This is a genomic window from Actinokineospora terrae (assembly GCF_900111175.1).
GTDB classification, from domain to species: domain Bacteria; phylum Actinomycetota; class Actinomycetes; order Mycobacteriales; family Pseudonocardiaceae; genus Actinokineospora; species Actinokineospora terrae.
Map to the genome: position 1 here is coordinate 290,877 of NZ_FOGI01000002.1, position 19,078 is coordinate 309,954.

Consider the following 19,078-nt stretch of genomic DNA (forward strand, 5'->3'; position numbering starts at 1 on the left):
CTTGTCCACGTCTGTCCACCGGACGGACCAAGGATCCACGGGAGCCTTCAGTGAGAAGCACACGGATCGTGCTGTGCGCCTTCCTCGTCACCTGGGCTGTCAGCCTCACCCCCGCCACCGCGTCCCCGGCGGCGGCGTTCACCCTCTCCAGCACCGCTTTCGCCAACGGCGGTGTCATCCCCAAGGTCCACGAGTGCACCAGCGGCGGCGGCAACGACCCCGCCAAGAAGAACGAGTCCCCGCCGCTGACCTGGTCGGGTGCCCCGGCCGCGGCCAAGAGCTACGCGCTCATCATGCGCGACCTCGACAACGCGAACCTCATCCACTGGGTCATCTACGACATCCCGGTGAGCGCCACCTCCCTACCCCAGAACGTCGCACACGCCTACCGCCCGCCCGTCCCCGCAGGCGCCAGGCAGATCTACTACCGGGGAAGCGCGAGCCTCTACGGCTACCAGGGCCCCTGCTCCCCATCGACCATCAACACCTACGACTTCGTCCTCCACGCCCTCAACACAGCCTCGCTGACGAGCCTCAACACCAACTCCTCCACCCAAACCGCCGCCCGAGCGATCACCGCGGCCTCCCTCGGCTCAACCAAGATCACCGGCGAGTCGTGACTCACCGGAACTCGGCCAAGACGTAGGCCCGTACTTGATGACGGCGGGAATGGTCAGCCACCGACCCACATCAACTAGGCCAATCGGGTGAATGGCAGACATCGCCGTGGGATCCAAGCCGGAACGAGCGCATAGAAGGGGTGTAGGCGTCGACCGGGGAGGTGCGGGATGTTCGGTGAACACCGCACCGACCCGGTCGTGCGCGATCACCTCCGCCAGTGGAATCGCCCGCGCCCGGCAGAGGACGCTGCGGCCAGGAGGCGCGCCGACATCGCGCTGTGCGCCTACTTCCGCGAGCAGAAGTACCAAGGCCCCGACTGGGAATGCTTCGTCCACCACCTCCTCGCCTACGGCCTGGGCCGTACCCGAATGCGCCTGGCTGCCAGAGCGCTGCTGCCGGGCAGGTCGTACTCCGGACCGGCGGGCGCACCCGGTGACCTCGACGAACTGGCGAGCGACATCGTGTTGGCCGGGTTCGCCCTGTTCGTCAAGAAGGGCCTGGTCGAGTCTGGGTGGTCCCCGCACGGTGGCGCCTCGCTGGCGACCTACTTCGACGGTGCCTGCAAACTGGTGTTCAAGTCCCAGTACACCCGGTGGTGCGAACGCCACCGCCGTGACGCGACGGTCGACATCGCGGGTCTGGACGAGGTCTTGGCGGACACCTCGCCCCACGCCGACTCCAGCGACCTGCTCGACCGCCTGCTGGACATCCTCACCGAGGTCGAGACCACGATCTTCCTGCTGATCAGCGAAGGCTTCTCGCACACCGAGATCGCTGCCCACCTGGACCTGACCCCACGTGCCGTTGAAGGCCGTGTGACCCGCGCCAGGCAGAAGGTCGAACCGTTCCGAGACCGGCGGAGGAGGACACCATGACCAACCCCATTCGCCTCGATGACAACCTCGACGACTACATCTCAGGTGCAGTATCCCGAGACCAGCGGGCCGTCGAACACGTCCTCGCCGCCATCCGTCCGCTCGTCCTGCGGTACTGCCGAGCCCGAGTGGGCAGGCAGGAACGTGCCTTCGTCAGCGCCGACGATGTCGCGCAGGAAGTCTGCCTCGCGGTGCTCACCGCCCTACCCGGGTATCGAGACCAGGGACGACCATTCCTCGCGTTCGTCTACGGAATCGCGGCGCACAAGGTCGCGGACGCACACAGGACCGCTGCCAGGGACAACAAGTCGGCTCCGATAGCCGACATCCCGGACATCCCGGACCGCCTCGCGCCGGATCCAGAGCACCAAGCCGTGCTCACTGACGAACTGCGCCTTCTTGGACGCACCTTGGACGGACGGGCTAGCCGAATCGGCAGGTCCGGTGTTGGCGATCTGCTGGCACGCTCGTCTTTCGGCACCCGAGGTGCGGAGACAGCACGTGCCCACAGCGCGGGTCACAGCTTGGACGATCGGGCGGCAAAACTCGTGGCAGGCATCCTGCGGGAGCAGGACCTGGCAGCCGAGAGCGACAGGACGCGCACAGATCTGTCCACCAAGATGAACACCCTTCTGCGCATGCTTCCTGACAAGCAGCGCGAGATCGTGATCCTGCGAGTCATCGTCGGCTTTTCCGCTGAGGAGACAGCCCAAGCGATCGGGACGACTCCCGGCGAAGTACGCGTCACCCAGCATGACGCGCTGGCGCAGCTGCGGACTCTCTACGAAACTGAGGTGACGAATGCCCGCGCAGGCTGAGCGTCCGCCAGCGAATCGGGCCGACCCGCCGCAATGGCGGTTGGTGTTCGCGTTGGTGGCGACACTCACAGCTCGTGATTGGACGCCGTTTCTGCGGCTGTTGATCCTCACCGGCTCGGCGGCGGGGCTGCTGGTCGCGATCGTGGTCGCCGCGCCGAGTTGGGTTCTGGGGGTGGCGGGAATGGGGGCGATCAGCGCGGTCAGGCGTCGCCGTGGGTGACGCGAGGCGGTTTGCCTACCGGAGCTGGGTGGGAACGCTGAAGAGTGGGGCGGAGGAGGGCGGTGGTCGCCAGGGAGAGGGCGGCCAGGGTGGTCATGGTCCACTCCTCGGCGTGGGGGGTGGGGAGGAGTTGGGCGATGGTGCCCGCGGTCAGGGCGCCGAGGGCCTGGCCGGTCATGAGGCCGGTGGTGGCGAGGCCGAAGGCTTGGCCGCGGACGTCGGTGGGGGTGTGGTGGATCAGGCGTTCTTGCAGGGGGAGGGCGGCGGCGTAGCCGAAGGCGGAGAGGGTGATCAGGATGCCCGCGACCGGAAGCGGTGGTGACAGTGGGATGGCCAGGAATGGCAGGGCGAGCAGGACGCGCAAGGGCAGGATGAGTCGGTCGCGGAGCGATTCTGGGACGAAGCGGCCGATGACGATGTCGCCGGTGAGCATTCCAGCGGCGCCCGCAGCGAAGAGGTATCCGGCTTGGTCGGCGGCATAGGGGATGAAGAGGGCCTCGCAGCCGACGATGAGGCCGTTGGGAATCCACATCATCAGGTAGATCGGCCGGACGACCGGTGACCCGAGCAGCGCGCGGTTGACCTGACGGCTGCGCTCGACGACCTTGCCCTGGGCACGCGCGGGACGGTCCGTGAGACCGATCCACGCCAGCGCACCCGCCACCGCACCCACGACAGCCGCGATGCCGAACAGCCAGGTCGGCGAGAAAGCGGCGAGGAGCACGGCCCCGACCGCGTAGCCGAGGATCTGCATGCCACCCACGGTGATGTTCATCGTCGCGCGGGCCAACACAAAAGCCTTCTCCGGCACGATATCCGACAACAACGCCAGAACCGTCCCCGACGTCGCCCCCATCGCCACGTACCCCGCCGCCAGGATGACGAAGCGCGCCCACCAAGCCAGACCGGGCAACGCCTGCAGGCCCGCGGTCGTCGTCGCGATGGCCGCCATGGCGACCATCGCGGACCGGGGCCGCAACAGATCGGACGACGCCAGCAGGTAACGCGCGGTACCGAGCTGGACGAGCGGCCCGCCGAACAACGAGATCGCGGTCAGCAGCGGCGACCCGGTCTCGCCGTACATCACGGTACCCAGCGCCAGACTGCTCACGACCACACCGACCATGGTGAACAGCCGGACGACGAACAGCACCCGGAACTCACGGATCGCGAAGAGCGCGCGGTACGTGGTCACCGGCCCCACCCGAGGCGGTGGACGACCGGAACATCCACAAAGGACCACCCAGCCACGCCCACCCCCAGGAGATCGGAAGACCCACCCTACCCCGGCCCCGAGACCCACCGCCGCTCAATAACGCGAGCGTGGCCAGCGGAAACATACTTGACACCGTCGCGGAATTCGGTCGGGTCAAGTGGGTGGCCGCAACACCGCGGAGACGCGGGCGATCTGGTGGGCATGGACGAGCCGGATCGTCCCGGGGTGCGGAACAGCCTGACGAACTCCCAAGCCGAGACCGTCATCCAGACGGGCTCGTTCCGCGGTCGGGTAATCAGTCGTGTGCACCGGTACACCGTGGCCATGCCGCCCGCGGTGCGGAACTCGGTGGTGGCGGTGTTGGTGGTGGCGCTGCTGGGCGGGGTCACCTACGGGGTGCTGACCTGGGTGGTGCCGCAGTTCGCGCCGACCTACAAGACCGAGTTCCTGATCGACCTGTCCGGCGCCGACTCGGGGGACGAGGTCACCGCCGGCGTCGACTCGCTGCGCAAGGCGTTGGGCAACTCCGGCGAGGACGACGCGATCGCGTTGCGCGCCTTCGGCGGGGAGTGCGGCTCCGACGACAACACGACGCAACTGGTGGACTTCGGGACCGACAACCGCGCCGAGATCGGCGACGCCGCGCGCGGGGCCGCGACCGGGGGCGGTGCGACGTTGTTGCGCGGCATCATCGAGGCCACACAGGACTTCTCGACGCCGTTCAGCCAGAAGGCCAAGCAGGTCAACAGGATCATCGTGGTGACGCGCAACGGTGTCGACGCCTGCGACGACGACACCGGGTACGTGCGGGAGGAGATCCGGGACCGGGTCGCGGCGAGCGGGCTGGCACTGGACTTCCGGTTCGTCGGCTACCAACTGCCCGCCGGGCACGAGGGCGGGCTGGAGGCGCTCGCGGCCGGGGCCGAGGCGCCGCCGCCGGTGCTCGCGCGGGACCCGGACGAGCTCGAGGCCGCGTTGGACTGGATCACCAACGTCGAACCGGTGCTGCGGTCGGCGAAGCAGGTGGTCGACGTGTTCAACCCGACGGTGGACCAGCTCGACCGGGCGGTGCGGTCGATGCTCGACGGCAGGCTGGACACGGCACGCGAGCTGCTCGACGAGGTCGAACCGGTGACCGCGGACGCCGAGTTCGCGAACCTGGGCAGCAGGGCGAGAACACCGGAGGCCACCGCGTTGCACGTCCAAGCGGTCGACCTGCGTGAGCGCCATCGGCGCGTGGTCGAGGTCGCGCGGGAACTGCTGGAAACGGCCAGATCCGGGATACCGCTGGACCAGCACCTCAGCACGTACCAGCGTTCAGCCAAGGAATACAACGACAGCGTGAGCGCGGTCAACGCCACTCTGGCGCGGCTGCGCGCAAGCGGACCTGGAGCGCGGACATGACCACCTCGACCAAGAAGAGGCGGCTGCTCGTCATCGCGGTGGCGGCCGCGGCGGCGATCTCGGGCACCGTCGGCCTCGTCATCGTGTCGGCGATCCCCGACTACCGCACCACGGTGCTGGTCGACACGTCCGCCCCGGGCGCCGACTTCCCGGCCATCGCCGACGCCGTCGGCGCGACCCTGCACAACACCGGCTCCGGCGACGCCGTGTCCGTCCGGCGCTTCGGCGGCGACTGCGGCTCGGCCGACAACACCGCTGAACTCACCGACGACCCCACCGAGGCCAGGCCCGCCCTCCAGTCACTGCACCCGTCCGGCCGCGCGACCCTCCTCAGTGGAATCCTCGCCGCCGTCGACGACTTCACCGGCGTCTACCCCTTCCGCGGCAGCGAACGCAACCGCATCATCGTGATCACCACCACCGGCGCCGACGCCTGCACGGCGGACCAGGCGGAAGTCACCCGCACCATCCAGGACCACATCAGAACAGCGGGCCTCACCCTCGACCTCCGCGTGATCGGCCACAAGGTCCCCGAGGACCAACGGTCCGCCCTGAGCGCCCTCGCCCCGGACACGACCTTCACCGACGACCCCGCACAACTCGCGGTCACACTGGACGAACTGGCGATACCGCAGTCCCCTGAGGTGGCCCGGATCAAGGTCACCGCTCCCCCATCGAGGCCGCCTGCCGAGTCGCGCTTCGCGTTCACCACGGTCGACACACTGGGTGTGGTCGAAGACGGTCAGGTGACCGCGCAGGCGGATGTTCGAATGCGCGAGGAGTATCAGACACCGACACCCAATTTCACCCTCGACGGACGGTTCGCTTTCGCGGCGAACGCGCCTGGTGTGACGACGATCGACGTCGAGTCGGGAGCCGGTCGCACGATATCCTGCGACGGATGCGTGAAGGCGGTGCCAGTGGGCGGCAGTCGCATCGCCTGGGTCGACCAAGCGAACCGGCTGATGATCGCCGACCTCGCGGGAGGTCAAGCCCAGCAGTCGGTCGCGCCCGTGGCGCTGCCCACAGTGCCACCATCGAGCGACTACGCCGACCAACCAGCAAGGCTCCAGGCGGGAGCCGAGGGCAAGGTGCTCGTCACCTTGCCTGACGCGGCCGGGACAGCGGCATATGGCGGACCGGAAGACCTCTACCTGGTCAACCTGGACGGAGAAGTCCGGGGCCTCGGAACCACGGACAGCAATCTGGGAGTCGGCGCTGCCGCCATCGCTCCGGATGGCGAGACAGTGGCTTACGTGCGCGGAACACATGGCAGCTCCTGCGAGGAGCGTTATACGACAGCCATCGTGTCGACAAGCTCCGGCGAAACTCGCACTCCCGGCGCGGCTCCGCCGGATGTCGACTCGGACATCTACGGCGGCATGATCGCGGTGTGGTACGACGGCGGTGGAGTTCTGAACAGGATCAACAGCACTTGGCGGTGCTCACCACTCAACGAGCCGACCTACCTCCAGCGTGGGAGCCACGAACGACTGGTGGGTGATCAGTGGGCGGTCCAGTACGACAGCCCCGTGCTGGATTCCCGACTGATCGGGCCTGGGACCCGGGCGTCGATCACGGCGCCGACTCCTGACACCACCGACATCTCACCAGACGGTGGCACGCTGTACGTCGAGGTTGACGGCAAGCGGTCCGACATCGTCGTGGGGGCGTTGGCCATTGCCGTGGCGGGGATTGTTCGATAGGCGTGTTTGTGGACGGTGGTGGGTATTGGTGGGAGGCATTTCCAGGGGTGGGGATCTTCGGTAGTTTCAGCGGGTCGTCCCGATATCGGTTTTCTCACCCTGTTTCCTGAGAGGAACCCCGTGCGTCTCCTCGACCGCAGACATCTTCTTCCCGCCGCGTTGGCGTTGGCCGGTGTGTCCGTCCTCGGTGTACTCGTCCCGACCGCGATGGCGGCACCGCAGGCGGGCACCAACACCAGTACCGCCGTCGCGACCACTGTCACCACGACGCCGCCGAGTTCGCCGCCCACTCTGCCGACGTGGGACCCGTGCTACCAGGGGCCGCCGTCGAGCCCGCCGTCGGGCACCACCTACCTGGCGACGTCGACGACGCAGCCGAGCAGCACCATGCCGCCGGTGCCGACCACGCCCCGGCCGCCGTTGCCGGGGGAGAACTTCGCGCTGTCCGGGGTTGCCAGGGCGTCGTCGACGTTGACCAACTACTACTCGCCCGCGAAGGTCAACGACGGCAACATCGGGACCGCGTCGAACTGCCAGTACGCCTGGGTCAGCGCGAACCGGTCCATCGACAACCCGGAGTGGGTGTCGGTGACCTGGCCGGACCTGCGCAGCGTCGGCCACGTCGTCGTCTACAACAGTCTCCTGCTGGAGACGCGTGACTTCGACATCCAGGTGCTGAACGAGAGCGGCAAGTGGTGGGACACCGTCGCCACCTACAACAACAACACGAACACCGTGGTGAAGGCCTGGTTCGGCGCGCGCACCACCAGGGCCGTGCGGGTGCTGGTCAAGGTCGGCTCGACCAGCGCGCCGGGGATCGCCCGGGTGAACGAGATCCAGGCGTTCGCCTACTGAGGACAGCAATCCTGGGGGCCCGCCGACCGAGCGGGCCCTCAGGCCCGGTCGAGCAGGTGTCGCGACGGCAGGTAGTCGATCTTCCAGTCGGTGTAGACGCCGACGGTGTCGTCGGTCAGGCAGCGCAGGCCCAGGCTCACCCAGCCGACCTCGCCGTCGGCGTGCAGCGCGAACCCGACCGCCGCGGCGAAGGTCGCGCCGCCGCACGGGCACTCGCACTCCCCCGGTTCGGCATCGTCCCAGTGCTCCGCGCTGTCGGCGATGGCGGTGATCGACTCGCAGGCCACGCAGAACCGCTCCGCCCAGCCCTCGGTGTCGTCGACGGCGACCCGGAACTCGCGGCCGCCGCAGTCGCACACGGACTCGACCACGTGGGTCACCGGGTAGCCGCCCGCCGCGTGGTCGCGCAGGCAGTCGGCCAGCCGGGTGTCGCTCGTCATGGGTGCACTGTAGGCGGCGCGGGGGCACACTGGAGGTCGTGATCGGACGACTGCGCAGCATCGTGTTGGACACCAGGGACCCCCGGCGGCTGGCCGAGTTCTACGTCGGCCTGGTGGGCGGGGCGGTGACCACGGAGGAGCACGACTGGTACGTCGTCACCGACCCGACCGGGCTCCGGATCGCCTGCCAGCTGTCCCCCGGGCACGAGCCGCCGCGGTTCCCGGACCCGGCCGGGTCGCAGCAGGTGCACCTGGACCTGGTGGTCGACGACCCCGTCGAGGCGGAGCGGCTGGTGCTGGCGATCGGCGCCGAGCGGGTGACCGAGCCGCACCCGGAGAGCGACTTCCGCGTCTACCGCGACCCCGCCGGGCACCCGTTCTGCCTCATCGCGCGCGCCGCGATCACCGCGCCCGAGTGACCACGGCCGCGGCGGGGTACACCGGGACCATGTTCCCCGTGGAGAACCTGCGCGACTGGACCGGCCTCGACATCATCGACCCCGAGTCCAAGAAGATCGGCACCCTGGAGGCGGTGTACGTGGACACCCTCAGCGACGAGCCGCTCTTCGTCACCGTGCAGTTCGGCCTGCTCACCCGCCACCTGGCCTTCGTCCCGGTCGTCGGCGCCACCGTCACCCCCAAGGCCGTCCGCGTCCAGTACACCAAGGACCAGGTCAGGGACGCCCCCCAGATCCCCACCGACGGCGAACTCGCCGCCGCCGACGAACCCAAGGTCTTCGCCCACTACCACCTCGACTACGGCACCCGCCCCGAACGCCGCCTCGCCCGCCGCTGACCACCCTGTCGAATGGGCGGCGCTCCCCAGGGTCATCGCGACTCGGAGACCAGCGCCGTGCGGCGGACAGGCTCAAGGCGGGGCCGCTCCGAAGACTGGCAGCTCTACGCCGAGCGCCGTCTGGATGTCCCGCCGGAGGAGATCGCGCGAGTGGCCAGGGTCAACATCGGCACGCTCTGCAGCCACTTCCCGCGGATCGCGCCGAGACGGTCGCGCGGGTCGGCGAGCGCGCCCTGACCATGCCGGACGCGTGAGCGGGGCTGGTGCGCTTGCTGGAGTGCGTGAGCGAATTGCAGGCGACCGACCGGGGGTCCGACGAACTCGCGGCGCGGTCAGCAGCACGGGTTCGACCTGATGCGGGAGATCGTCGAGCGCGCGAAGCGGGCCGACTTCACCCTTTCCGACGTGGCGTTCCTGGCCTGAGGCGCCGCGCGCGTAGTCGATGCAGGCCTCTTGCGCAGGCACCTGGGCTGGCGCTCGACGGATGCGTGCCTCGGCGGCGTATCCGTTGCCCGTGCCGCCGCTCGACCCGGAGCGGTTGCGACTGACCGGGTTCAGCCGGGTGTTGCCGGATTGACTGCTAGGTACGTCCAGGCGCGGGTGCCGGAGCCCAGGTTGACGGGGACGCGGTGGTAGGCGGGGACTTCGTAGGTGTCGGCGGCGGCCAGGTCGGTGGTGGTGAGGGTGAGGAGCGTGCCGGGGACGGAGTCGGTGGGGTCGGTGGAGGGGTGGACGATGGGGTGCTGGTCGGTGCCGCTGTCGGCGATGACCGCGGGGTCGGTGATGGTGATCCAGTCGGCGCGGTGGGCCAGGAGGGTGTCCGGGGTGCCGTCGAGTTCGCGGCCGAAGTGGGCGACCTGGACCTGCGGGAAGCGCAGGGTGCCGTAGGAGAACAGCTGCACGGTGGCCGAGTGCGTGCCACCGATGCGGCGCAACACCGGCCCATCGTCGACCACGATGGTGGCGCGTTCGGCCGGGAGCTCGTCCAGGTACGGGTCGTGCCGGTCGGCGGTCACGAACACCACCTCGTCCCACACCTCGGCCAGGGGCTCGCGCTGCAGGAACGCGCCGTCGACCACCACCACGGCATCGGACGGCGCTCCCGGCTGGTGCACCACCGTCTCCACGAAGTCCGGCGAACCATCAGCGGTCAGGTGGATCGCGGCCCGCCCACGCCCCTCGACCGCCGCCACCAACTCCCGAGCCAGAACAGCCTGACCAGCCCCGGGAACCCCATCGACGGCAACCAACAACGGATGCCCCAACCGGTGCCCGAGAAGCTGGTCGACAACCCGGTTGACCACGTGCTCACCCAGCGGACGACTCGACTCACTCACGTGCCGAACCCTAACAAGCCACCCAGTCGCTAGTGGACGGTGGTCGAGCCCGGTATCCGGACAACGACCGCCAACCTGCGCTGGCAACCCGATGTCCTCACACCTGGCCCACAGCGCCGGTCCGGGGGCGGCGGTGGACGGTGGGGCGGATGCCGCGGAGGCGGGTGAAGGCGACGCTGAGGGCGAAGGCGTTGGCGTAGCCCACTTTTCGGGCGATGGTGGCTACCGTGTCGTTGGTCTGGTGCAGGAGGTCGGCGGCCAGGGTGAGGCGCCAGGTGGTGAGGTAGGTCATCGGGGGGTCGCCGACGAGGGTGGTGAAGCGGCGGGCGAGGGTAGCTCGGGAGACGCCCGATCTGGCGGCCAGGGTGGCGACGGTCCAGGGGTGGGCGGGGGTGTCGTGCAGCAGGCGCAGGGCGGTGCCGATGATCGGGTCGTCCAGGGCGCGGCACCAGGCGGGGGCGGTGGTGTCCGGGGTGGCCAGCCAGCCGCGCAGCGCGGAGACCAGCATCAGGTCCAGCAACCGGTCGAGCACCAACTGCTGCCCCGGGCGGTCCCTGGCGACCTCGTCGGCCAACACCCCGGTCAGCGGGCTCTGCGCGGCGGGCACGACCAGCACCGGCGGCAAGGCGTGCAGCAGTCTCTCGCTCAGATCACCCCGGCGTTCGAACGCGCCACTGAGCAACACGGGCGCGCCGCCGACAGGATCACCGCAGACACCAGGGCAGTAGTCGTCCCTGGTCACCACCCGGGACGGCGCGGTAGCGGGATCATCGGCCAGCACGTACGGGGCGTCGCCGCGGATGATGGCGACGTCGCCCGCGCCGAGGAGAACCGGTTCGCCCTGGTCGGGCACGATCCAGGCGTGGCCGTGCAGCATCGTGGCCAGGGCGAGCGGGGCGCCGCCTGCCATCCGCAGCGCCCACGGCGGGTCGATGACCGTCTGCCGGAACACCGCACCCCGCGCCCGGACGTCAGCCAGCAGGTCCGACACAGTGTCCACCCGGCCAGCGTAGACGACCAGACATCACCTCGAGCCGCTCAGCCATGGATCGTCTCAGCAACCGGCTGTTGGATCAGCCCATGTCACTTCTCGTCACCGGGGCGACCGGCAAATCGGGCAAGCGCGTCGTCCAGCACCTGCGGGCCAAGGGGATAGCGGTCAGGGCAGCCGCCCGGCCCGTGTTCGACTGGACCGACGAGGGAACGTGGGACGCCGCGCTGGAAGGCGTGCGAGCCGTCTACGTCGTACAACTCGACGGCACGATGCTGGTCCGCCCCTTCCTCGAACGGGCAGCCCAGCACGGCGTGCGGCGGATTGTGCTCGCGTCAGGCCGCGGGCTCGACGACCCGGACTACGCCGAGGACACCGCCGGTGTACGACCGGGACTCGTCGACAGCGAGGCGGCCACCCGCGCGAGCGGTCTGGAGTGGACGATCACCAGACCCGGCTGGTTCGCCCAGAACTTCAGCGAAGGGTTCTTCGCCGAGGGGATCCGCGCGGGCGAACTGCGGCTGCCCGGCGGGTCCGCCGCCGCGACCTTCGTCGACGCCGAGGACATCGCCGCGGTGGTGGCCGCCGCACTGACCGAGGACGGCCACTCCGGCCAGGTCTACGAATTGTCCGGCCCCCACCCGGTGACGCTCGCCGAGGCCGTCGCCACGATCTCCGAGGCCGCGGGCCGCGAGATCCGTTACGTGCCCCTGTCCCCCGAGCAGTACGTCGCCGAACTCGTCCAGCAAGGGACATCGCCGACAGACGCCCAGGCCTTCGCCGACCTCTTCGCGGCCATCCGCGAAGGCAAGGACGCGCACGTCTCCGACGGTGTCCGGCAAGCACTGGGTCGCCCGCCGCGCACCTTCGCCGAGTTCGCGCACGCCACCGCGGCCGAGGGCGGTTGGTCGACCGGCTGACCGCGATCGCCGCCCGCGCAAGGCTTCGGCGCGCACTGGGCCGAACGGGTAGCCCCGCGTAACGGAATTCCGATGGGTCGCGTATCAACGACCATGGACGAAGACGGTTTCACGGGTGTGCCACCGCGCGTGGTCGGGGAGATCCGGGTGGTCCGGGGGCGGGGTCCGGTGGTGGTGCCGATCCCCGTGGCGGTCAACGGCGAGGCCGGGACGCTGAACGTGCACGTCCCCGCGGACGTGCGGGACGGGGCCCTGCTGCCGATCGGGACGGCGCCGGACGGGCCGTACATGCTGGTCCGGGTCCTGGAAGTGCCGAAGATGAGCAACCGCAAGAAGATCTGGGCCGCGGTGGGCGGGGTGGTGCTGGTCGGGGCCATCGCGCTCGGCGTGGCGCGGGCCGGTTCCACCCTGAGCTCCGACGAGGCGGCCGCGCCCACCTCCTCCTACCTGCCGGTCAAGACCTACACCCTCGACCCGACCACGACCCGCTCGCCGGTACCGACCACCGCGCCACCGGCCACGACCACGTCCCTCCCGATCGCGACCACCCAGCCCCCGACAGTCGAACCCCGCCGCACGCTGCTGAGCGAGGACGCGCTCAAGGACGTGAAACCCGGTTCGTGCCTGGCCAACCAGGGCACCGACGAGGCACCCGCCATGGCCCCCGCCCCGCAGTGCCAAAGCGGGTCCTTCAAGGTGCTGAACAAGCTCGTGGCCACCACCGACGGCAAAGCCTGCGCGGGCAAGCGCGGCTACAGCCACGCGTTCATCGTCGAGCTCTACAACGTCGAGACCTACGGGGGCGTCGAGATCTCCCGGACCCTGTCGGTCAAGGACTCCTACGTCCTCTGCCTGTCCCAGCGGTGAGTTGTGGTTCAGTGAGCCCTGGTTCATCATGGGGTCCGCCAGCAGCCCCGGCCAGCCAGGAGACGACATGACGGCGGCGCCAGGGTCGCGCAAGCGGCAGGCCGAGCTGACCGAGATCGCGCTGAAGGCGGCGGCGCGGCAGGTGTTCGCGCGCAAGGGCTTCGTCGGCGCGAAGATCAGCGACATCACCACCGAGGCGGGCCGGGCGTCGGGGTCGTTCTACAACCACTTCGCGAGCAAGGAAGCGCTGCTGGAGTCGTTGCTGACGGACTGGATCGCCGCCGCGGGCGACGAACTCACCCAGCACGGCGACGACCACGACCTGTCCGACCCCGAACACCTGCACTGGCACGTGGCGGCGGTCTGGCGCACCTACCGCGAGCACGGCCCCGAGATCCGGGCCCTGCGCGAGGCCGCCATCGTCGACCCGGCCTTCGCCGCCAGGCTGAGCGCGTTGCGCTTCGCCGAGACGCACGTCCTGCGCGAGCACCTGCAGGCCATGCGCCACAGGGGTCACGTGCTCCCGGGCTCCAACGACCACGTCGCCTCGGCGATGCTCGCGACGCTGACCGAGTTCTGCCAGAACTGGATCCTCGACCAGCCGGACCCCGCCCAGCCCCCGCTGTCCGACGACGAGGCCATCGACACCCTCACCGCCTTCCTCCTGCACGGCATCTCCGGCCCGGCCTAGTCCCGAAGATCTCACACGCCCCGGCGCCCCGCCGCGGGCGGGTCCCGTGCCGCTGCTTGACAGCTCCTCTCGACCGAGCGGATAGTGAACCCAACGTCAGTGAATCACGATTCACCGACTCACTAGCCACCGATCGGGGACCGCCCTGTACGCGGCTGTCCAGCAGGCCTTCAGCGCGCCACTGCCCGACGAGGTCGGGGACGCCGAGGCGGCGGCGTTGATCAATCCCGGGATGGGGGCGTACCTGCCGCTGGCCTGGCGCGGGCGGCTGGTCGAGGGTGAGACGGTGTTGGTGGTGGGGGCCACCGGGGTCACGGGCAGGTTGGCGGTGCAGCTGGCGAGGGTGTTGGGCGCGGGCCAGGTCGTGGCCGCGGGGCGTGACCCGCGCGCGCTGGAGTCACTGGACGCGGACGCGGTGATCCGGCTCGACCAGCCGCGGGAGGCGCTCGTCGAGGCGTTCACCGCGGCGGCGGACCCTCCGCAGCGCCGCCATCACCCTCGCCGGGTCCGGCGGCTTCGCCCCGCCCGACATCCGCCGGAAGGCCTCCGGCACCCTTGTCGACCTCGCCGCCACCGGCACCCTGGAGGTCGCGACCGATCAGCACCCGCTCGCCGACGTCGAGGCCCTCTGGGCTCGCGGCGACCGGGACGGCAAGCGGATCGTGCTGCGGCCGATAGCCTGACCGCGTGACCACTTTCGGTGCCGTGCTGTGTGATGTCGACGGGGTGCTGCGGCTGTGGGACGCCGATGCGATGTCCACAGTGGATCGCGAGTTCGGCTTGGTCGGGGGAACCCTGGCCGGGGCGGCGTTCCGAGAGGCGAGGCTGGGGCCCGCGATCGTCGGGCAGGTGACGGACGCGGGGTGGCGGTCGGGTGTCGCCGAGGACCTGGCCGAGGTGTGCGGTTCCGTCGAGCGGGCGGGCGAGGTGGTCGCGGCCTGGACCCTCATCAGCGGCGAGGTCGACCAAGCCGTGAAGGAGATCCTGTCGGGGTTGCGGGGGAAGGTGCCGGTGGGTCTGGTGTCGAACGCGACCACCCGGCTTGAGGACGACCTCCGAGCGCTGGGTGTGATGGACGCCGTGGACTTCGTGGTCAGCAGCGCTCGGGTCGGGGTGGCGAAGCCGGACGCGGGGATCTACCTGGCAGCGGCCAGGGAAGCGGGCGTACCGCCGCAGGAGTGCCTGTTCATCGACGACACCGAGGCGAACATCGTCGGGGCGAGGGCCGTGGGGATGACCGGCGTGCATTACCGGCGGATCGCGGACCTCACCGCGGTAGGCCTGTGGTGACGAGGTCGATGAGGGTGCGGACGGCGAACCCGGTGGGGCCTTGGGGCCATTCGCCGTGGGTTCGGTCGGTGAGGGCGGTGCCCTGGATGTCCAGGTGCGCCCAGGGGGCGGTGACGAAGTGCTGGAGGAACAGTCCCGCCAACAACGCCGTGCCGTGGCGGACGCCGGTGGTGTAGTTGACCAGGTCGGCGATGGTCGAGGCCAATTGAGACCGGTAGCTCGGCGGAAGTGGCAGCTGCCACAGGGGTTCACCCGCGCGCTTGCCCGCGGCGAGGATGGCGTCGATCAGGGGCTGTTCGTTGCCCATGACCGCGGCGATGTCCCGGCCCAGGGCGATCGCGGCGGCATCGGTGAGGGTGGCGACGTCGATGATGGCGGATGGGTCAGTCTCGCCTGCCAGGACGAGGGCGTCGGCCAGGATGAGGCGCCCCTCGGCGTCGGCGTTGCGGATCTCGACGGTGGTGCCGTCGCGGACGCGCAGGACATCGCCGATGCGCATCGGGTCCACTGTGGCCATGTTCTCGGTGAGCGGCAGCCACGCGTCCACCGGGTGCGGGCACGACAGCGGTCCCAGCGCGGACATGGCGGCGAGGACGGTGGCCGCTCCCGCCATGTCCGCCTTCATGTCGATCATCTGCGGGGTCGGTTTCAGCGACAGCCCGCCCGCGTCGAACGTGACCCCCTTGCCCACCAACGCGATCGGCGCACCCTGGTCCGGCAAGTGTCGCAACCGGACCAGCCGAGGCGGCTGGCGAGATCCGCGCGCGACCCCCAGGAGCCCACCGAGCCGTTCCTCGGCGATCCGGTGCTCGTCCCAGACCTCGCAGCTCAAGCCGCAAGCACGGGCGACCTCCACGGCCCGATCGGCGAGGGCGCTCGGAGTGAGGACATCTCCCGGCTCACTCACCAGGTCACGTGCGAGGGTCACCGCCTCGGCCAGCACGAGCGCGGTCCGCAACTCGGCGGCGTCGGCGTCCGGCGCGATCAGGTCGATACGCGCAGGCGCAGTCAGCCTGGCGTCACTCCGGTAGCGGTCGAACCGGTACGCGCCAAGCACGAACCCCTCGACCAGCGGTCGCAAGAGCCCGGCGGGCACGGTGATCGACAGGTGCGAGTATCCCCGGACCTCCCGGGCGAGGCACCCCGCGGCGGCCCGAACAGCGTCCGCGCCCACCTCGCCCGAGTCGCCGAGTCCGAAAAGGACAACATCCGGCGCCCGGACGACCTGGCCGACCGACCCGTCAAACCCCACGGCGGCCAAGTACTCGGCCGACACCACATCAGGCAGCCGGTCCGAGTATGCCGGTAGCACGGACATGCCCGCACCAGCCGATGCCAATCGCCACTCGGTCATCGGCTCCGCCGCGCGGCGCCCCACGCCTCCAGGTCACGCGCGTACTCCGCCGCCACACCCGCCAACGCCCCCGACGCGACCCGAGCCCAGCCACGCGCCGCCGACACCGCGTGCGGATCGACCCGCAGCGCCTGCACGAAGCAGTCCTCGGCCAACACCGGCAATCCCGCCCGGTCGAAACACTCCCCCGCCAACGCGAATCCCCGCGCCGTCCCGATAGGACCGAGCCGGGCCGTCCGCAGGTACGACTCCCCCGCCTCCCGCTCACGACCCTCCGCGAGCAGCACCTCGGCCAACTCCATGTGCGTCTTCGGCTCGTACGGGTCGATGGTCAGCACTTCCTCGACCAGCCGCCTGCCCTTCTCGTGCTCGCCGAACCCGAACGCCTCCTTGGACCGGCTCTCCAGGCAGGCCCGCAGGTTCTCCCTGGCCAGGAACTCCTCGTACCGGGTGCTCGCGGGCACCGACCGGGCCAACTCCTCGGCGCGGTCCATCTCGCGGGCCAGCTGGTCGCGGTCGCGGCGCAGGAACGGCACGTAGGTGACGCTGCGGTAGAAGCGGCTCTCCATCATCGCCTTCTCGAACGGCGAGTGCTCCTCCCCCGCCAGCAGTTCATCGAGGCTCGCCTGCGCCTTGTCCCGCCACAGCGACGCGGCCTCCAGGGACTTGGTCTCCCTGGCGTGGAACACGACCGCGAACACGGCGATGACGAACCGCAGGTGCGTCGGGCACGCCGGGTGGTCGGCGATCTCGAACGACGCGGTCGGTTCCGCCACGCCCGCCGAACCGACCGAGCCGACGTAGCGCACGACATCGCGCCAGTGCCACAACCGCAACTGCGCGGGCGTGGTCAACTCGGCGACGGGTCGAGGCGGCAGCAGGTCGAGCACGAGCTTCCCGAACCCGAGCCGGAACAGCACGACCGCGGTGAGGTACTGCCGTTCGACGTCGGCGGTCGGGAACCGCGCCACCCACGCGCACAGCTGGTCCCACGCGGGCGTCCGCAGGTGGGCGGGCAGGTCGGCGGGGTGCGTGACGGCGAACTCGGAGAGGCCGGACTCGCGGACCAGGTTGGCGCGGAACGCGGGCGGCATCAACCGCTGCCAGTTGACCTCCGGCGGTGCCCCCGCCTCGGCGAACTCGTAGGCCAGGGTGGGTAGAGAGGCGTAGAGACCGGGAGAGCGGGACTCGCCGAGGTTGAAGTACGCCGCGTACATCCGGTAGTGCCAGTTGTGCTCGTACGGGTGCTCGGCGGGCAGCGAGATCATCTCGGCGAGCGGGCCGTCGGACAGCTCGGTCAGGGCTTCCCGGGTGCGGGCGGACCGGGGCGCGGTGCGGTAGGCGCGTTCGGCGAGCACCCGGGCGAACTCGTCGTGCCCGAGGGCCTTGGCGCAGCGCACGGCGGCCAGCAGCGCGAACGCGGTGCCGTACGGGCCGAGCCGGGCGGCGTCGAGGTATTCGGCCAGCGCCTTCTCGTTGTCCCCCAGGCGTTCCGTCGCCTGGGCGGCCTGCATGCGGATCTTGACGTCGTACGGGTCGAGCGCCAGTCCCTCGGCGATGGACGCGGACTCGCCCGCGCGATCACCCCGGCGCACGGCGATGTCGACGCGGCGGTCGATGATCCTGCGCCGCATCTCGACGGTCAGCGCTTCCCCATCGGCGTCGACCGGCGGTTCGAGCACGTCCGCGGCCTCGGCGAGCAGCTGCCACGCCTCGTCGAAGGCGCTCTGCCGTTCGGCGTGCATCACCCGGCGCAGCAGGAGTCTGGCGTGCAGCAGGGCGTGTTCGAAGTCGGTGAGGTCGAGTCCTTTTCGGACCTCCTCGGCCCGGGCGAACAGCTCCGGGGTGCCGGAGTCGTCGGCGGCGTGCCGGGTGACGAGGTAGCCCCACGCGGCGACCGCCTGGGCGTGCGCCACGGTCGGCGCGGGATTGTCGACCAACGGCGAATAGGCCGCTCTAGCACGGTCCGAAAGGCCTTCGATGGCGAATAGAGCACTAGCCCTTGACCATTGCGCAATGGCCAGGACCGGGTCCGCGCAGTCGCTTTCCGAAAGGTCCGCGGGGAGCACTTCCAGCACCGAATCCGGCAGGCACACGGCGATCAGCCACTGGGCAAGCCCGGCGCGGTCGACATCGTCGAGATCGGCCCGGTGCTCGTATGCCTCGGCCATCCGCCGCCACGTCGGCGACGCCAGGTCCGCGGCCAACCCGAGCGGGTCGCGCACCCGGTACCCGGCGAGCCGCGCCTCCCCGTCGAGCAGGCTCCGGTAGCTGCCCGGCATGGTCATCCCGAACCGCGGCGCGGTGGGCTGGCGGCGCTCGAAGCGGCGGGCGGCGAGCAGGGATCCCCTGGCGTGCACCGTGGTCAGCGCCGAGTCGGCGCCGTCCAGGTAGGGCCGGTGGACCTCGAAGGTGAGCCAACTCGGCGCGGCGGCCCCGATGTGGCCGTGCGCCCGTTCCCAGCGGTCCATCGCCTCGCGTTCTCGTCGTCGGATGGGGTGACCGGCCCCGTGGCGCGGGGCCGGTCCAGGTGGGTCAGGCGTCGACCAGGCACACCCAGCAGTCAGCGGCGCCGGTGCTGATCTCGACCTCGTCCGCGAGCGATTCCCAAGTCTCGTAGGCCATTTCCGACTCCTTGGTGCGAGGAACAGTGAATCGGAACATAGCAGCGGGTCCA

19 protein-coding genes are annotated in these 19,078 nt (G+C 70.1%); 12 read left to right on the forward strand and 7 right to left on the reverse strand.

Features of this window, described 5'->3' with window-relative positions; all coding sequences use genetic code 11:
* Window positions 1-50: 50 nt before the first annotated feature.
* From BMY07_RS04635 to BMY07_RS04645, 3 genes are all read left to right on the forward strand, one after another.
* Window positions 51-620: a YbhB/YbcL family Raf kinase inhibitor-like protein gene (locus tag BMY07_RS04635; protein WP_092775181.1), complete on the forward strand. Its 570-nt coding sequence runs from the start codon at window positions 51-53 to the stop codon at window positions 618-620.
* A 168-nt stretch (window positions 621-788) separates the two neighbouring features.
* Complete coding sequence (locus tag BMY07_RS04640) at window positions 789-1,496, forward strand: helix-turn-helix transcriptional regulator (protein WP_092775182.1); 708 nt, start codon at window positions 789-791, stop codon at window positions 1,494-1,496.
* Window positions 1,493-2,314 (forward strand): sigma-70 family RNA polymerase sigma factor, encoded by an 822-nt coding sequence (locus BMY07_RS04645; RefSeq protein ID WP_092775183.1) that lies wholly within the window; start codon window positions 1,493-1,495, stop codon window positions 2,312-2,314. The genes BMY07_RS04640 and BMY07_RS04645 overlap by 4 nt, the downstream gene beginning before the upstream one ends.
* Before the next feature lie 200 nt (window positions 2,315-2,514).
* Here BMY07_RS04645 and BMY07_RS04655 read toward each other — a convergent pair whose 3' ends face one another.
* Window positions 2,515-3,729, reverse strand: a complete 1,215-nt coding sequence (locus BMY07_RS04655) for an MFS transporter (RefSeq protein WP_092775449.1) — start codon at window positions 3,727-3,729, stop codon at window positions 2,515-2,517.
* Between the two features lie 246 nt (window positions 3,730-3,975).
* Between BMY07_RS04655 and BMY07_RS04660 the strand changes: the two genes are divergently transcribed.
* The 3 genes from BMY07_RS04660 (at window position 3,976) to BMY07_RS33395 (ending at window position 7,715) form a co-directional block, all read left to right on the forward strand.
* Window positions 3,976-5,154: a VWA domain-containing protein gene (locus BMY07_RS04660; protein ID WP_245782203.1), complete on the forward strand. Its 1,179-nt coding sequence runs from the start codon at window positions 3,976-3,978 to the stop codon at window positions 5,152-5,154.
* Window positions 5,151-6,860 (forward strand): TolB-like translocation protein, encoded by a 1,710-nt coding sequence (locus tag BMY07_RS04665; RefSeq protein WP_092775186.1) that lies wholly within the window; start codon window positions 5,151-5,153, stop codon window positions 6,858-6,860. Before BMY07_RS04660 ends, BMY07_RS04665 begins: the two co-directional genes overlap by 4 nt.
* 120 nt (window positions 6,861-6,980) lie before the next feature.
* On the forward strand, window positions 6,981-7,715 hold the full coding sequence (locus BMY07_RS33395) for a discoidin domain-containing protein (protein ID WP_143073350.1): 735 nt from the start codon (window positions 6,981-6,983) through the stop codon (window positions 7,713-7,715).
* A gap of 38 nt (window positions 7,716-7,753) precedes the next feature.
* Here the strand turns inward: BMY07_RS33395 and BMY07_RS04675 are convergent, their stop codons facing one another.
* On the reverse strand, window positions 7,754-8,155 hold the full coding sequence (locus tag BMY07_RS04675; RefSeq protein WP_218150594.1) for a hypothetical protein: 402 nt from the start codon (window positions 8,153-8,155) through the stop codon (window positions 7,754-7,756).
* Window positions 8,156-8,193: 38 nt separating this feature from the next.
* Here BMY07_RS04675 and BMY07_RS04680 point away from each other — a divergent pair, with 38 nt between their 5' ends.
* Both BMY07_RS04680 and BMY07_RS04685 read left to right on the forward strand, forming a co-directional pair.
* Window positions 8,194-8,574, forward strand: coding sequence for a VOC family protein (locus tag BMY07_RS04680; RefSeq protein WP_092775188.1), 381 nt, complete (start codon window positions 8,194-8,196; stop codon window positions 8,572-8,574).
* Between the two features lie 29 nt (window positions 8,575-8,603).
* Entirely contained in the window at window positions 8,604-8,951 is a 348-nt protein-coding gene (locus BMY07_RS04685; RefSeq protein WP_092775451.1) for a PRC-barrel domain-containing protein, read from the forward strand.
* Between the two features lie 554 nt (window positions 8,952-9,505).
* Here the strand turns inward: BMY07_RS04685 and BMY07_RS34790 are convergent.
* A complete protein-coding gene (locus BMY07_RS34790) occupies window positions 9,506-10,288 on the reverse strand; it encodes a gamma-glutamylcyclotransferase (protein WP_218150595.1) in 783 nt (260 codons plus the stop codon).
* Between the two features lie 97 nt (window positions 10,289-10,385).
* Window positions 10,386-11,288, reverse strand: coding sequence for an AraC family transcriptional regulator (locus BMY07_RS04695; protein ID WP_092775189.1), 903 nt, complete (start codon window positions 11,286-11,288; stop codon window positions 10,386-10,388).
* 80 nt (window positions 11,289-11,368) lie between these two features.
* Between BMY07_RS04695 and BMY07_RS04700 the strand changes: the two genes are divergently transcribed.
* From BMY07_RS04700 to BMY07_RS04710, 3 genes are all read left to right on the forward strand, one after another.
* On the forward strand, window positions 11,369-12,199 hold the full coding sequence (locus tag BMY07_RS04700; protein WP_245782204.1) for an NAD(P)H-binding protein: 831 nt from the start codon (window positions 11,369-11,371) through the stop codon (window positions 12,197-12,199).
* 93 nt (window positions 12,200-12,292) lie between these two features.
* Complete coding sequence (locus BMY07_RS04705) at window positions 12,293-13,066, forward strand: hypothetical protein (RefSeq protein WP_092775190.1); 774 nt, start codon at window positions 12,293-12,295, stop codon at window positions 13,064-13,066.
* 67 nt (window positions 13,067-13,133) lie between these two features.
* Window positions 13,134-13,757 (forward strand): TetR/AcrR family transcriptional regulator, encoded by a 624-nt coding sequence (locus BMY07_RS04710; protein WP_177215440.1) that lies wholly within the window; start codon window positions 13,134-13,136, stop codon window positions 13,755-13,757.
* Between the two features lie 397 nt (window positions 13,758-14,154).
* Here the strand turns inward: BMY07_RS04710 and BMY07_RS34125 are convergent, their stop codons facing one another.
* Window positions 14,155-14,310 (reverse strand): hypothetical protein, encoded by a 156-nt coding sequence (locus BMY07_RS34125; RefSeq protein WP_177215441.1) that lies wholly within the window; start codon window positions 14,308-14,310, stop codon window positions 14,155-14,157.
* A gap of 134 nt (window positions 14,311-14,444) precedes the next feature.
* Here BMY07_RS34125 and BMY07_RS04720 point away from each other — a divergent pair, with 134 nt between their 5' ends.
* Window positions 14,445-15,047 carry an HAD family hydrolase gene (locus BMY07_RS04720; RefSeq protein WP_245782205.1) on the forward strand — a complete coding sequence of 201 codons (603 nt, stop codon included), beginning with the start codon at window positions 14,445-14,447 and terminating at the stop codon, window positions 15,045-15,047.
* Here the strand turns inward: BMY07_RS04720 and BMY07_RS04725 are convergent.
* Window positions 15,025-16,365 (reverse strand): leucyl aminopeptidase, encoded by a 1,341-nt coding sequence (locus BMY07_RS04725; protein ID WP_177215442.1) that lies wholly within the window; start codon window positions 16,363-16,365, stop codon window positions 15,025-15,027. The genes BMY07_RS04720 and BMY07_RS04725 overlap by 23 nt on opposite strands.
* Before the next feature lie 32 nt (window positions 16,366-16,397).
* The gene (locus tag BMY07_RS04730; protein WP_092775194.1) at window positions 16,398-18,872 is read right to left on the reverse strand and encodes a hypothetical protein; all 2,475 of its coding nucleotides are present in this window, start codon (window positions 18,870-18,872) and stop codon (window positions 16,398-16,400) included.
* Between the last annotated feature and the right edge of the window lie 206 nt (window positions 18,873-19,078).